Origin of the sequence: Paraburkholderia sp. 40 (assembly GCF_050434105.1) — a bacterium.
Taxonomy (GTDB): Bacteria; Pseudomonadota; Gammaproteobacteria; order Burkholderiales; family Burkholderiaceae; genus Paraburkholderia; species Paraburkholderia tuberum.
Map to the genome: position 1 here is coordinate 4387383 of NZ_JBNPVY010000004.1, position 12527 is coordinate 4399909.

At 64.2% G+C, this 12527-nt stretch carries 12 protein-coding genes and 2 pseudogenes; 6 read left to right on the forward strand and 8 right to left on the reverse strand.

Translation table 11 applies throughout. From position 1 onward, the window contains the following. Window positions 1-38 precede the first annotated feature (38 nt). Together OKW28_RS42160 and OKW28_RS42165 are read left to right on the forward strand one after the other, a co-directional pair. Window positions 39-791 (forward strand): IclR family transcriptional regulator domain-containing protein, encoded by a 753-nt coding sequence (locus OKW28_RS42160; protein WP_018418696.1) that lies wholly within the window; start codon window positions 39-41, stop codon window positions 789-791. A gap of 265 nt (window positions 792-1056) precedes the next feature. After that, window positions 1057-1266: a hypothetical protein gene (locus OKW28_RS42165; RefSeq protein ID WP_184009037.1), complete on the forward strand. Its 210-nt coding sequence runs from the start codon at window positions 1057-1059 to the stop codon at window positions 1264-1266. Between the two features lie 153 nt (window positions 1267-1419). Here OKW28_RS42165 and OKW28_RS42170 read toward each other — a convergent pair whose 3' ends face one another. Beyond that, window positions 1420-1698, reverse strand: coding sequence for a hypothetical protein (locus OKW28_RS42170; protein WP_429454250.1), 279 nt, complete (start codon window positions 1696-1698; stop codon window positions 1420-1422). Between the two features lie 53 nt (window positions 1699-1751). After that, window positions 1752-2510, reverse strand: coding sequence for a Mut7-C RNAse domain-containing protein (locus tag OKW28_RS42175; protein ID WP_429454637.1), 759 nt, complete (start codon window positions 2508-2510; stop codon window positions 1752-1754). Window positions 2511-2603: 93 nt separating this feature from the next. On the opposite strand from OKW28_RS42175, the gene OKW28_RS42180 reads away from it, so the two are divergent. Together OKW28_RS42180 and OKW28_RS42185 are read left to right on the forward strand one after the other, a co-directional pair. Further along, window positions 2604-3473, forward strand: coding sequence for an NAD(P)-dependent oxidoreductase (locus OKW28_RS42180; protein ID WP_429454252.1), 870 nt, complete (start codon window positions 2604-2606; stop codon window positions 3471-3473). Window positions 3474-3579: 106 nt separating this feature from the next. Continuing rightward, window positions 3580-4215: a LysE family translocator gene (locus OKW28_RS42185; RefSeq protein ID WP_429454254.1), complete on the forward strand. Its 636-nt coding sequence runs from the start codon at window positions 3580-3582 to the stop codon at window positions 4213-4215. A gap of 242 nt (window positions 4216-4457) precedes the next feature. On the opposite strand, the pseudogene OKW28_RS42190 reads toward OKW28_RS42185, so the two are convergent. The 5 genes and pseudogenes from OKW28_RS42190 to OKW28_RS42210 all read right to left on the reverse strand — a co-directional run. Continuing rightward, window positions 4458-4661 (reverse strand): annotated as a pseudogene (locus tag OKW28_RS42190) (OmpW family outer membrane protein); the annotation flags it as partial. After that, window positions 4574-5982 (reverse strand): annotated as a pseudogene (locus tag OKW28_RS42195) (DUF2957 domain-containing protein). The pseudogenes OKW28_RS42190 and OKW28_RS42195, both read right to left, overlap by 88 nt. 477 nt (window positions 5983-6459) lie before the next feature. After that, a complete protein-coding gene (argC, locus tag OKW28_RS42200) occupies window positions 6460-7407 on the reverse strand; it encodes an N-acetyl-gamma-glutamyl-phosphate reductase (RefSeq protein ID WP_429454256.1) in 948 nt (315 codons plus the stop codon). A 228-nt stretch (window positions 7408-7635) separates the two neighbouring features. Next, window positions 7636-8208, reverse strand: a complete 573-nt coding sequence (locus tag OKW28_RS42205; protein ID WP_429454258.1) for a flavodoxin family protein — start codon at window positions 8206-8208, stop codon at window positions 7636-7638. Between the two features lie 91 nt (window positions 8209-8299). Further along, a complete protein-coding gene (locus OKW28_RS42210; protein ID WP_429454639.1) occupies window positions 8300-8896 on the reverse strand; it encodes a YbhB/YbcL family Raf kinase inhibitor-like protein in 597 nt (198 codons plus the stop codon). A gap of 269 nt (window positions 8897-9165) precedes the next feature. Here OKW28_RS42210 and OKW28_RS42215 point away from each other — a divergent pair, with 269 nt between their 5' ends. After that, the gene (locus tag OKW28_RS42215; RefSeq protein WP_429454260.1) at window positions 9166-9855 is read left to right on the forward strand and encodes a response regulator; all 690 of its coding nucleotides are present in this window, start codon (window positions 9166-9168) and stop codon (window positions 9853-9855) included. A gap of 143 nt (window positions 9856-9998) precedes the next feature. Here the strand turns inward: OKW28_RS42215 and OKW28_RS42220 are convergent, their stop codons facing one another. Beyond that, window positions 9999-10685, reverse strand: a complete 687-nt coding sequence (locus OKW28_RS42220; protein WP_018418686.1) for an orotate phosphoribosyltransferase — start codon at window positions 10683-10685, stop codon at window positions 9999-10001. Window positions 10686-10996: 311 nt separating this feature from the next. On the opposite strand from OKW28_RS42220, the gene OKW28_RS42225 reads away from it, so the two are divergent. After that, the gene (locus OKW28_RS42225) at window positions 10997-12241 is read left to right on the forward strand and encodes an MFS transporter (RefSeq protein WP_429454262.1); all 1245 of its coding nucleotides are present in this window, start codon (window positions 10997-10999) and stop codon (window positions 12239-12241) included. Window positions 12242-12527 lie beyond the last annotated feature (286 nt).

Here is a 12527-nt window from a genome sequence, read left to right on the forward strand (position 1 = left end):
CGGACCGCGATCCCCCGCTCCTTCCACGAGCAAACGACATGGACGACAAGGACTGGATCGCGGGCGCCGCGAAGGCGCTCGCGATCATCGAAGCATTCGACGAAGAGCACGCGCGCATGACGCCAACGATGGTCGCCGCGCGCGCCGGCCTGTCGCGCACGGCTGCGCGCCGCTATTTGCTGACGCTGCGCGAGCTCGGCTACGTCGACACCGACGGCAAGCTGTTCTGGCTCGCGCCGCGCGTGCTGCGGCTCGGCCAGTCTTACCTCGATTCGGCGCGGCTGCCGCGCACGGTGCAACCGTTCCTGCAGCGGATCACCGCGACCGTGCAGGAAACCGCGCTGGTCGCGATCCTCGACGAACACGACGTCGTCTACGTCGCGCGCAACGGTGTGAATCGGGCGATGGCGGTCGGCTTCGTGACCGGCTCGCGCGCGCCGGCACCGTTATCGTCGGCGGGGCTCGTGCTGCTCGCGTTCCAGCCGCCCGACAGCATCGACCCGTGGCTCGCGTCGTATCCGATCAAGGTTTTCACGCCGTACACCTATTCGACCGTCGAACGGCTCAGAGAAGTGCTTGGCGAAATCCGCCGCAACGGCTACGTGGTCACCGACCAGCAGCTCGAGATCGGTGTGCGCGGCGTCGCGGTCCCGCTGCGCGACCGGCACGGTACGGTGGTCGCGGCGATCAGCGTCAGCATGCCGATCGGCGAGGAGTCGGCGAACGCCGCGCTGCACCGCGTTTTGCCGGCGCTGCAGGAGACCGCAAGCCTGCTGCGGAACCTGGTTTGAGCGCCGCGAAGCGGTCGGCGAGGCGCGCGGGCGGCGGCTTCACGGGGACCTGGTAGGGTCCCCGCTGCGGCTTGCGGGTAGATGAAAGCAGGCTGAAAGCAGGCTGTCTCCCGGAAAATACATATCGAGTTTTGCGCATGACAAACCGCCTACGCTTGGGTAATACTCTCCCGCGGGGAGCACAAGGCACCTCGAAGTCCAGCCGCTCTACCGTGCAGCTGTATTCATTCACATTGACTCAGTCGTCTGGTTTGGGGATCAACACATGAAAAAAGTTATCGTCTCGCTCGCAGCCGCTTCGATCGCACTCGTTTCCGTTCAGGCTTTCGCGCAGGCATCGGATGCCGCCCCCGCGGCAGCGGCAAGCGCACCGAAGAAGCACCACATCAAGCAGTTGAAGACCCACGGCAAGAAAGCCCCGGTTTCCGCCGCAGCTTCGGCCGCTGGCACGAACGACAAGGGCGCGCAGAACTAAGCCAACGCGCGCTCGTTGGGCGCGACATAGCGCTGCGCCGCGCACCGTTTGCTGGTCGGTGCAGCCGGTGGCGGCAGATGTGTTGCCAGCAAAAAGGCCAGAGCTCGCGCTCTGGCCTTTTTGCTTTTGCGGCGGATTTTGTGCGCGGGAAGATCAGCCCGCGAGCCCGCGCCGGATCACTTCATCCAGCAGCCCGTTCAGGCCGTCCGGATGACTGGCGGCGCGCGTTTTCAGCTCCTCCACCAGCTCGCCGTTGAGCTTGCACGCAAACGGGACGAGGCCTTGCGCCTGATCGAGCTTGCGCTGCTCGCGCCGGTCGATCTTCGGCTCGGTCGCCGCGTTCTTGCCACCGCGGTTCGCGGTCGTCTGTTTCATCGCGTTGCCCAGTTTCAGCGCCTTGTTCTTTTCAAGGTCGGTTTTTTTCATCGCCATCGGAAAGGCCCCTGCCAAATAGATCAACCCGCATTGTACGCAAGCGCGGGGCGTCAGCCGACACGGTCCGGCGCGCTGGCGGAGACGCTGTCCATCAACGCGCGCATCCTCTGCCAATGCGTGCCTTCCCAGAACACGCGTCCGCATACATCGCAGGTCACGAAGCGGCTGTGCCGCTGCAGCACGCCGCGCGGCACGCGCGGGCCGGCTTCCTCGCGTGCGATGCGTCGCAGCGGCGCGTTGCATACGAGGCATAGCCGAAACGGTTGCGCGCTGCGCGCGAGATCGAGTCGTTCGAACACTTCGCGCAACTGCTCGCGCGGCCGCAGCGCGCGCACGTAGCAGCCATGCGTGATGTTGCGGCGTTTGAGCAGCTCGCGGTCGCGCGTCAGCACGATGCGCTGCTGCGCGGCGGCGAGCGCCTCGATATCGGCGTCGGGAAAGTGGTTGTCGTACAGCGTGTCGAAGCCCGCAAGCCGCAGAAGCGGCGCGAGGCCGCCGAGATGCGCATCGGCGATGAAGCGCATCACGCGCAACGGCCGCTCGCGCACGCGCAGCAGCGGCTGGATGTCGAGCGCCTCGAATTTCGGATAGACCGCGACGCGGTCGCCGTCGGCGAGCGGATGATCGAAACCGACCGAGTCGCCGTTCACCAGTATCAGCTCGACCTCGGTATGCGGCACACCGAGCACTTCGATCATGTGCTTGGTCGTTGCGCCGCGCGCGCAGACGCAGGTGAACGCGCGCCGGCGCAGCGGCCGGGCGATGAAGTCGTTCAGCTCCTCGTAGAAGCGGAATGTCGCGGTGACCATGCCTGCAGTATCGCACCGCTCGGGTTGCGGGTTGTCCTGCGCTTGTCGCATGAGTGTGCTCTACTTCGGGTTCTTTAGAAGACGGAGCAATAGATGGACATCGGTTTTATCGGTCTCGGCGAGATGGGCGCCGCGATGGTTGCAAACATTCTGAAAGCCGGGCACCAGGTGCGCGTGTGGAACCGCTCACCGGAAAAGGCCCAGCCGCTGGCCGGGCTGGGCGCGCAAGTCGTCGCGACGCCGGCTGAAGCGTTTGCGGGCGACGCCGTGTTCTCGATGCTCGCCGACGATGCCGCGCTGCGCGAAATCATCACCGCGTCGTTGCTCGAACATGCGCCGCGCGGGCTGATCCACGCGAATATGGCGACGATTTCCGTGGCGCTCGCCGAGGAGCTGGCGACCGCGCACGCGTCGCGCGGCGTGCATTACGTCGCCGCACCGGTGCTCGGGCGGCCCGACGTCGCGGCCGCGGGCAAGCTGACGATCGTCGCGGGCGGCCCGGCCGAATCGATCGACCGGATCCAGCCGATTTTCGACGCACTCGGCCAGAAGACCTGGCGCATCGGCTCGCTGCCGCAGCAGGCGAACGTGATGAAGCTGGCCGCGAACTTCATGCTCGGCGCGGCGATCGAGACGCTCGGCGAAGCGGCCGCGCTCGTGACGGGCCACGGCCTCGCGATGCAGGACTTCCTCGACGTGATCACGAGCGGCCTGTTTCCGGGACCGGTGTACTCGGGCTACGGCAAGCTGATCGCCGAGCAGCGCTTCGAGCCGGCGCTGTTCAAGGCGCGTCTGGGACTGAAGGACGTGCGCCTCGCGCTCGCCGCCGCCGATGCGGTGACGACGCCGATGCCGGTCGCGAGCGTGGTTCGCGACAGCCTGATCGAGGCGATCGCGCACGGCGACGGCGAGAAGGATTTCGCGGTGCTGGGTCAGGTCGCGACGCGCCGGGCCGGCCGCTGACGGCGCTGTCGATCGCCGGACGCAAGCGATCGACGCGACGTGGCCGCATGAGTCGCGCTGGGCGGCAAGGCATAATAGCCACCCGATCCCCCGACACCCGATTTCGATGACTCTGCATACCTGGTGGCTGTTCGCCGCCACTGTTTTCGTCGTTTCCGCGATTCCCGGTCCCAACATGCTGCTCGTGATGACGCACGGCGCCCAGCACGGCCTGCGTCGCGCAAGCGCGACGATGGCCGGTTGTCTGTCGGCGCTGGTGCTGATGCTGGCGGTATCGGCGGCGGGGCTCGGCGTGTTTCTGGCGGCATGGCCGACCATGTTCAACGCACTGCGCATGATCGGCGCGGCCTACCTCGTCTATCTGGGCATCAAGGCATGGCGCGCGCCGGCCGACGAAACCGCCGCGCACAACGTCGACGACCTGACAGCCCGGCCCGCGCGCTCGCGCTTCGCGCTATTTCGCAACGGCTTTCTGGTCGCAAGCAGCAATCCGAAGGCGATTTTGTTCGCGGCCGCGCTGCTGCCGCAATTCATCGATGCAACCCAGCCGAAGTTGCCGCAGTTCGGCGTGCTGCTCGCGACGTTCGCGTCGATCGAGGTCAGCTGGTATCTGCTGTATGCGGGTTTTGGCACGCGCATCGGCGCCAGGTTGAAGAGCCGCAGCGTCGCGCGGGTGTTCAACCGGCTGACGGGCGGTGTGTTCGTCGGTTTCGGCGCGATGATGGCGCTGGTGAGGCACTAAGCACCGCGCGTGTCGGCAGACAAGGGAAAACTGGGCCGTACCAATGCGACCGTTGTATGTCTGCAACATTGAGGGTCAACCCTAATTTGCATGTTGCAACGCACCAAGCGGTCTGCTATAGTTCGTCTTGTCTCCTCCATGTCTCCTCTGATATGGATTCAGCCCGCCAACATAGGTGGGCTTTTTTTTGCCCGGAATTCGCCGCGCGCCCAAAGCGGCGCCGCGACCGCGGAAAATCAAATTCAGAACTTATACGACACGGCCAGGAAGGAAATGATCGGGTTTGCGCTCAGATCCGCCTTCGACACGCCAAGCTCTGTCCCATCGGCCGCCTTGATGATGACCGACGACGTCGTCTTCAGCGGGATATACGTGACCGACGCAACGAGCCCCCAGTGCTCGGTGATGTTGTACGCAAGGCCCGCGTTGAACATCGGCGCCCACGAGTCGACGTGATCCCGCCGTTTTCTTCGCCCTGAATCACGGTCGCGTACAGTCCGCCCGACGCGATCGCGAGACCGGTGTTGCCGGTGCCGTCCCGCACGTTGATGAGACCGGGGCTCGACGCGCCATAGCTCAAACCGACCGAGCTTTCCGCGGCCGACGTCGACGGCTTGATGAATGTCGCGACCGCGCCCTGGACCAGCGTCGCCGTGTCCTTGAAGTTCGAATCCGCGCCGACGTAACCGCCATCGAAGCCGCCCGAGGCGAGCGGCGTCGCCGCGGCGAGCATCGCGATGCCGGATTCGTCGTCGACCTGCGGGGAGATCAGGTTGCTCGTCTCGACGAAGCCGGTGCGGACCACGAGCGGGACCGTCGCGCCGTTGAGCTGGCCGAGGATCATGTGCGCGGTGCCGTACTTGCCGGTGCGCATCGGATTGCTGGTGGCGCCGGTGCCCGGCACGATCTGCGGCGGGCTGGCGCTGTCGAAATAGCCGTTGCTGTTCAGCGTCAACGCGTTGCCGGTGCTCAGACACCCGGCCGCGCTCGATGACGTGCAGTTGCCGCTCGCGTCGAAGGTTTCGACGGCGTTCGAGGCGACTGTTTCGTAGTTCGCGGTCGGCGACAGGTGGTACAGCAGCGCGTTGTAGGTGCCGGGAAGCTTCGTGATGTCGGTAGTCGTGCTCGCGAAGCCGAGGAACGGATAGAAGTCGAAGTGCCGCTGGTTGACCGCGCCGATGGCGGGAACGCCGGGCAGCAGCGTGTGCCTGCATACTGGATCGTCGCGCCCGGAATCCCGCCGCCCGCGACGCCCTTGCCGATCAGGATCATCGGCGGGTTCGGGTTGTCGACGAAGTCGGGCGTCGTGTAGGTCGTGCCGTCCGACGCGGTGCCGGTGCCCGCGCCGAGAATGAACGCGCAGCGTGTCTGCTCGGCGGTCGGCAGCATGCCGGTGGGCGGGTGAATCACCGCGCCCGTGATCTGCGTGCCCCTGCGTGTGACGGAGACGCTCGCGCTGGTGAGCGGAATCGGCGACTCGAGCCACTTCAGCGTGTAGGTCATCGCGGTCGCGTCGATATTCAGCTGAACGATTTCGCCGCTGCCGGCGCCACCGAGGTAAGTGCTTTTGACGAGGGCCGCGGTGTCGGGGCACAGCGTTGCCGTGCTAGCGCGGGGCATCGGCGCGCCTTGCGTACCGCAACTCGCGCCCGAGCATTGCGCCGGTGTGACGGGGTTCGGATTGTCGGCTTTGCCGCCGCCGCAAGCGATAAGAAAAGGTGCTGTGGCAATAGCCATTGCCAGGCCGCGAGTTATGCCGTGCGACATGCTGCTGTCTCCCTTTATTTAATTGTGCGGAGTCATTTTGCTGTGCATTTATTCGCTGTCAATTGAAGTGGCAATCTAAAAATATCGATTCAAACAGCACGAATTTCAGCGCGCGCGCACTGCACGGGTATGCGCGGTCCTTTTAAACGGAAAAGGATTTTTCACGCTGAACGCGGCATCGTTGTTTCGCTGCATACCTTTGCTGGACAAGCGTCCCGGCAAAAAGGCTCTATCATGCTGGCACGCCCGTTCGCAAAAAAATTCGGAGTTTCCCTATGCGGAAAACAATGCGGCGCGATGCGATTACGAGGAATTAATTACCGTCTCGAATGAGCAATCCGATTTTTATTTCAGGTAATTCGGACGACTACCAGGCAGAAATGTTTTGTATCAATTTTAATGAGCGGGCTTTAAAAGAAAAAAGCCGGTCTGCAAAGACCGGCTTTTTTGTGGCACCGCGGATGCGGGTCGACTCGCCTAGCGTTTCAAACCGGTGCCTTCTGCCGCGCCGATCGCGAGATTCATGCACTGGATCGCCGCACCCGACGCGCCCTTACCGAGATTGTCCAGCCGCGCGACGGTCACGAAGCGCTCTTCGTTGCCGAACACGAACAGGTCGACGCGGTTGGTGTCGTTGTTCGCCTGCACGTCGAAGAAGCCGTTGTCGAGACTCGCGTCGGCGTTGAACGGCGCGACGTGCACGAACGCTTCGCCCGCGTAGTATTCGGCGAACTGAGCCTGCACGTCCTGCGGCGTCGTCTTCTTCGCGAGCTGGCCCGGCGAGAAGTACGTGATGACCGCGAGGCCCTTGTAGAAGTCGCCGACGATCGGCGTGAAGATCGGCGCCGACTTCAGGCCCGTATGTGTGGCCATTTCCGGCAGGTGCTTGTGCGTGAGGCCGAGCGCGTACGGGCGCGGGCTCTTGAGTCTGTCGTTGCCGCCGGCTTCGTAGTCGGCAATCATCTTCTTGCCGCCGCCGCTGTAGCCAGTGATCGAATAGGCGTGCGCGGCGAACTCGGGCGCGACGACGCCGCCTTCGACGAGCGGGCGCATCGCGAGCACGAACGCCGAGGCGTGGCAGCCCGGCACGGCGATGCGTTTGGCGGTGCGCAGGCGCTCGCGCTGCGAGCGAGCCAGCTCGGGCAGGCCGTAGGCCCAGTCGGGCGAGGTTCGGAACGCGGTGCTCGCGTCGATCAGCACCGTGCGGTCGTTCTCGACGAGCGAGGCCGACTCGCGCGAGGCGACATCGGGCAGACACAGGAACGTGACGTCCGACGCGTTGATGAGACGACGGCGCTCGTCCAGGTCCTTGCGCTTCGCTTCTTCGATACGCAGGATTTCGACGTCGGCGCGCTGCGACAGGTATTCAAAAATTTTCAGGCCGGTCGTGCCTTCCTGTCCGTCGACAAAAACTTTCGTGCTCATCTCGATCTCACTCGCTGGAAACGGGGCGCGACGCCGCGCCGGAACGTTATTTTAAGACGTCATCGCCGCGACCGTGCGGTGCAGCGCGAAAAAACGACGATGCGCGCGCAACGTGACGTTGGCGTGACCCGTTGCGCGACGAATGCGGCTGATGACCGAAGATGAACCGCAGATGAGCCGCGACGTCGTTTCGACGCCGTTCAGCCATTAGCCGCGCGCCGCTAGCCGCTAGCCGCGCGGCGCGATCCAGCGCGCGGTGACGCCCGCAATGCGCGCGCCGAACAGGCGCGCGGTTTCGAGATCGCCCGGCGGCGGCGCTTCGTCGGGCGACGCATCGGCCGCCGATTGCGTAAGCAGTCCGGTAAAGCCGCCGACGAAGTTCAGATCGTTGCGCGTCGCCGCCTTCGTGTTCGACGGCATCATGCCGGTGCCGGCCCAGATCATGCTGTGCTGCATCGCCAGCGTGACGAAGTACTGGATAGTCGAGAACTTGTCGCCGTTCATCGTCGCCGAGTTCGTGAAGCCGGCTGCGATCTTGTCTTTCCACGCCTGCGCGAACCACGGTTTCGAACTGGCGTCGGCGAACTTCTTGAAGTCGGCCGACGGGCCGCCCATGTAGGTCGGCGCACCGAAGATCAGCGCGTCGGCGGCGGCGAGTTCGTCCCACGAGGCGTCGTCGAGGTCGCCGACCGGGATCATCTTCGCCTGCGCACCGACTTCCAGCGCGCCCGCGAGCACGGCTTCGGCGACCTTCTTCGTGTGGCCGTAGCCGCTGTGATAAACGATGACGATCTTCGACATGAAGTGCTCCAGCAAAGCGATCGGGAAGGCGAACGGCGCAAGCCAGGCGATGCGGCGCGGCGGCGCCCCATCACGACCGCGGCGGCCGCCACTAGCGCCCGTAATTGACCTCGAGCCGCGCGCTGCCGATCGCGGCCGTGCCGATCTCGTGATCGAACATCAACGAGGGACGTCCTTGCGCGAGACGCAGATCGGCCGAGTTCAGCGCGTACACGGTAATGATATAGCGATGCGGTTTGCCGGGCGGCGGGCACGGGCCGCCATAGCCGTCGGTATCGAAGTCGTTGCGCGCTTCGACCGCGCCGAGCTTGCGCAGGAAACCGGACGAGCTCGCATTCTCGGGCAGGCTGTCGACCGTGGCGGGGATGCCCGCGACCGCCCAGTGCCACCAGCCGCGCCCCGGCGCGTCCTCGTCGAACATCGTGATCGCGAAGCCGCGCGTACCGGCCGGCGCGTCGCGCCATGAGAGCTGCGGTGAACGGTTGCCGCCCTTGCAGTCGTTCCGGTCGAACACCTGCGCATTCTGCACGGTGCCGCCCGCGCGCACGCTCGCGCTCGTCAGCGTGAACGGCTCGTCGGCCCGCGCACCGGCACTATGCGCTGCGAATAGCGCGAGCATCGCGCCGACGGCGAGCGATCGATGCCGCCAAGATGTAGCCAGCGAAACAACCAGGCAACGCACGCGCATATGCCGGTTCTCCTGTAAGGGCGCGAGGCGCGGGTCCTCGCGACTGTCGTTGTCCTGAATTGTGCCCCAAGGTCGAATCAAGTCTAACATCAGCGCTGATTAGCTCTGCGACGCAATATGTTCGCGTGCCGCGGAATTCGCAGACAGGAAATCAGCTATAGTAAGGGGGTTGTCGCGCGACCCTTACTGCATTTGACTCGTTTAAATAGCGAGCGTCAAAAGCAGTGTTAGAAGTTGTGGAGACCGGTTTATCCGTCCAGAGGAGGACGATGCAAGTTTCACTCAGGGTCGTGGTGGCAGACGATCATCCGGTTATTCTGTTTGGCGCTGAAAATGCGCTGCTCAAATTTCCCGGTATGCAAGTCGTTGGGCGCGCAAGGCAGTCGACTGAACTTATCAAAATGTTGCAATCCACCGAATGCGACGTGCTCGTCACCGACCTGGCCATGCCGGGCGGTCAGTACGGCGACGGCTTGCAACTCATCGACTATTTGCGCCGCAATTTCCCGAATCTGCCGATCGTCGTGCTCACCATGCTCGAGAACGCCGCATTGCTCAAACGGCTCAAGGAACTTGGCGTGACGTCGGTCGTGAACAAATCGGACGATCTCAGCCATATTGCGCTTGCGGTACAACACGTGGGCCGTCGCATGACCTATATGAGTCCGTCGGTGAAGGCGGTGCTCGATGGGTTGCGGGTCAATTCAGCCGGCAAGCGCGACGACTCGAAGCTGTCGCGGCGCGAACTCGAAGTCGTGCGCCTGTTCGTATCGGGTATGACGATCAAGGAAATATCGGAGCGTTTGAATCGCAGCATCAAGACGATCAGCACACAAAAAAACGCGGCCATGCGCAAGCTCGGAATCGATCGAGACTCCCAACTATTCCAGTATGCGCAGAGCAATGGTTTGCTGAATCTTTCGTCGAACTCGAGTAGGGACATCGCGAACCAGTCCTGATATCGGGCCTCGGTTCGTCCGCCGGGTAATCGGCGATAAACAATCGGCGATAAAAAAGCCGCCTGTTGCGAAACAGGCGGCTTTTTCATTCAATCCGCATAAAGCGGCTACGTTTTTATTGTCACTGCCTTACCGCGATGGCTTTATTGCGGCGTAGACGTCGCACCGCCATGTGCAGCGGACCACTCGGCCGGCGCGTGCAGGAATTTTTCCACTTCGTCGATCGTCTTCGTGTCGAAGTAGTTGTTCTGCTTCGCGACGCGCAGCACGTCCCACCATGTGGCGAGCGCGTGCAGATCGACGTCGATGTCTTTCAGCACCGACACGCTTTCCTTGAAGATGTTGTAGTGGAACAGCACGAAACAGTGGTTCACCGTCGCGCCGGCGGTGCGCAGCGCGTTGATGAAGTTGATCTTGCTGCGGCTGTCGGTCGTCAGGTCTTCGACGAGCAACACGCGCTGGCCTTCGGTCAGCAGACCTTCGATCTGCGCGTTGCGGCCGAAACCCTTCGGCTTCTTGCGCACGTACTGCATCGGCACCATCAGGCGGTCGGACAGCCATGCCGCGAACGGGATGCCCGCGGTTTCGCCGCCGGCGACCGCGTCGATCTGCTCATAGCCGACGTCGCGCAGGATCGTCGCTTCGGCCATTTCCATCAGGCCGCGGCGCACACGCGGATACGAGATCAGCTTGCGGCAGTCGATATACACCGGGCTCGCCCAGCCGGACGTGAAAATATACGGTTTCTCCGCGTTGAAATGCACTGCTTGCACTTCGAGCAGCATCTTGGCGGTGGTGTCGGAGATCGTCTGGCGATCGAAGCCTGTCATGGGCGGATCCTTCGGAGTGAGCGGGGGAGAAGCGGGCGCTGGGCCCGGTGGCGCAGCAAGCGGGGTATGCCGCGCCATGCTGGGCGGGATACGCGGCCGGGGGAAGAGCACAGACCGGCTTTTGCTGCGCGCGTGGGCCGCTATTTTACCTGAAATGGGTCGCACCGAGGAGGCCGTCGTGCGCGGCGGTGCAGCCGGCGGGCGCTTTGGCGCGCGCATGTCTTGTGACCGGGTGAGGCCGCCTTTACACTCACGCGACTTTCCCGGGACGCTTCCCACGCAGCCGCCTTCAGACCTACGGAATGCTTTCAATGAACGCCGCTCCACCCGCCTCCGCCTCCACGTCCGAAACCCGCTCCGCCGTCGAACCGGGCTATGCGGGCCGCGCGCTGCTTGCGTCGGTGCTGGGCTATGCGATGGACGGCTTCGATCTGCTGATTCTCGGCTTCATGCTGCCGGTGATCGCCGCCGACCTGCATCTGAGTTCCTCGCAGGCCGGCGCGCTGGTCACATGGACGCTCATCGGTGCGGTGGCGGGCGGCGTGCTCTTCGGCGTGCTCAGCGATTATTTCGGCCGCGTGCGCATACTGACGTGGACGATCCTGATCTTCGCGGTGTTCACCGGCCTGTGCGCGCTCGCGCAAGGCTACACGGACCTGCTGATCTATCGGACCATCGCCGGGATCGGGCTGGGCGGCGAATTCGGCATCGGTATGACGCTGGTCGCCGAAGCGTGGCCGGCGTCGCAGCGGGCGCGGGTGTCGTCGTATGTCGGGCTCGGCTGGCAGCTTGGCGTGCTGGCGGCCGCGTTGCTGACGCCGCTGCTGCTGCCGGTGATCGGCTGGCGCGGCATGTTCGCGCTCGGGCTGCTGCCGGCGGCGGTGTCGTTCTTCGTGCGGCGCCGCGTCGAGGAGCCGGCGATTTTCAACCAACGCGTCGCGCGCGGCATGCGCAAGCTGCCGCTGAAACTGCTGTTCGTCGATGGACGCACGACGCGCGCGAGCCTCGGCGTCACGATCCTGTGCTCGGTGCAGAACTTCGGCTATTACGGGCTGATGATCTGGCTACCCAGCTATCTGTCGAAGACCTTCGGCTATTCGCTGACCAAATCGGGGCTGTGGACCGCCGCGACGATTCTCGGCATGGCGGCCGGCATCTGGCTATTCGGCATCGCCGCCGACCGCTTCGGCCGCAAGCCGACGTTCCTGTTCTACCAGGCGGGCGCCGTCGTCATGGTGTTCGTCTATGCGCAACTGACGGCGCCGATGGCGTTGCTGATCGGCGGCGCGGCGATGGGAGTGTTCGTCAACGGCATGATTGGCGGCTACGGCGCGCTGATTTCGGAGCTCTATCCAACCGATGCGCGCGCCACCGCGCAAAACGTGCTGTTCAACGCGGGTCGCGCGGTGGGCGGCTTTGGGCCGGTCGTCGTGGGCGCGCTGGCGGCGCGCTACTCGTTCGGCGCGGCGCTCGCGCTACTGGCGTCGATTTACCTGCTCGACATCCTCGCGACCCTGTTTCTGATTCCTGAGCGACGCGGCGCCGAACTCGACTGACCGCGTCGACGAAGCGCGTCCTTCAATCGCTTCGAATACTGCGAATGCGTGGACCATGCGGCCCGCATAGCGCCCCGCCGCGTGGCGGAAAAGCACGGCCGGGTCGTGGCGACGCAGCGTCCTGAGCGTCTGTTTCGCTAATGGCGAGTCCTGTTAACCACTCAGTGCATCGACACGTCCGGGGTGTACACTGATCGACCCGCGAAGCACTCCACATCGTCCCGTCTTCGTCGAGGTACGCCGTCGCGCCTGACCGGGCGCGTGCGAGAACCGCCTCGGTCGGCTA

Coding starts and splice junctions, on each gene's coding strand:
- OKW28_RS42180 (WP_429454252.1), top strand. CDS start 2,604: ATGGACATCGGTTTTATCGGTCTCGGCGAGATGGGCGCCGCGATGGTT.
- OKW28_RS42225 (WP_429454262.1), top strand. CDS start 10,997: ATGAACGCCGCTCCACCCGCCTCCGCCTCCACGTCCGAAACCCGCTCC.
- OKW28_RS42160 (WP_018418696.1), top strand. CDS start 39: ATGGACGACAAGGACTGGATCGCGGGCGCCGCGAAGGCGCTCGCGATC.
- OKW28_RS42165 (WP_184009037.1), top strand. CDS start 1,057: ATGAAAAAAGTTATCGTCTCGCTCGCAGCCGCTTCGATCGCACTCGTT.
- OKW28_RS42170 (WP_429454250.1), bottom strand. CDS start 1,698: ATGGCGATGAAAAAAACCGACCTTGAAAAGAACAAGGCGCTGAAACTG.
- OKW28_RS42220 (WP_018418686.1), bottom strand. CDS start 10,685: ATGACAGGCTTCGATCGCCAGACGATCTCCGACACCACCGCCAAGATG.
- OKW28_RS42185 (WP_429454254.1), top strand. CDS start 3,580: ATGACTCTGCATACCTGGTGGCTGTTCGCCGCCACTGTTTTCGTCGTT.
- OKW28_RS42205 (WP_429454258.1), bottom strand. CDS start 8,208: ATGTCGAAGATCGTCATCGTTTATCACAGCGGCTACGGCCACACGAAG.
- OKW28_RS42215 (WP_429454260.1), top strand. CDS start 9,166: ATGCAAGTTTCACTCAGGGTCGTGGTGGCAGACGATCATCCGGTTATT.
- OKW28_RS42175 (WP_429454637.1), bottom strand. CDS start 2,510: ATGGTCACCGCGACATTCCGCTTCTACGAGGAGCTGAACGACTTCATC.
- OKW28_RS42210 (WP_429454639.1), bottom strand. CDS start 8,896: ATGCGCGTGCGTTGCCTGGTTGTTTCGCTGGCTACATCTTGGCGGCAT.
- argC (WP_429454256.1), bottom strand. CDS start 7,407: ATGAGCACGAAAGTTTTTGTCGACGGACAGGAAGGCACGACCGGCCTG.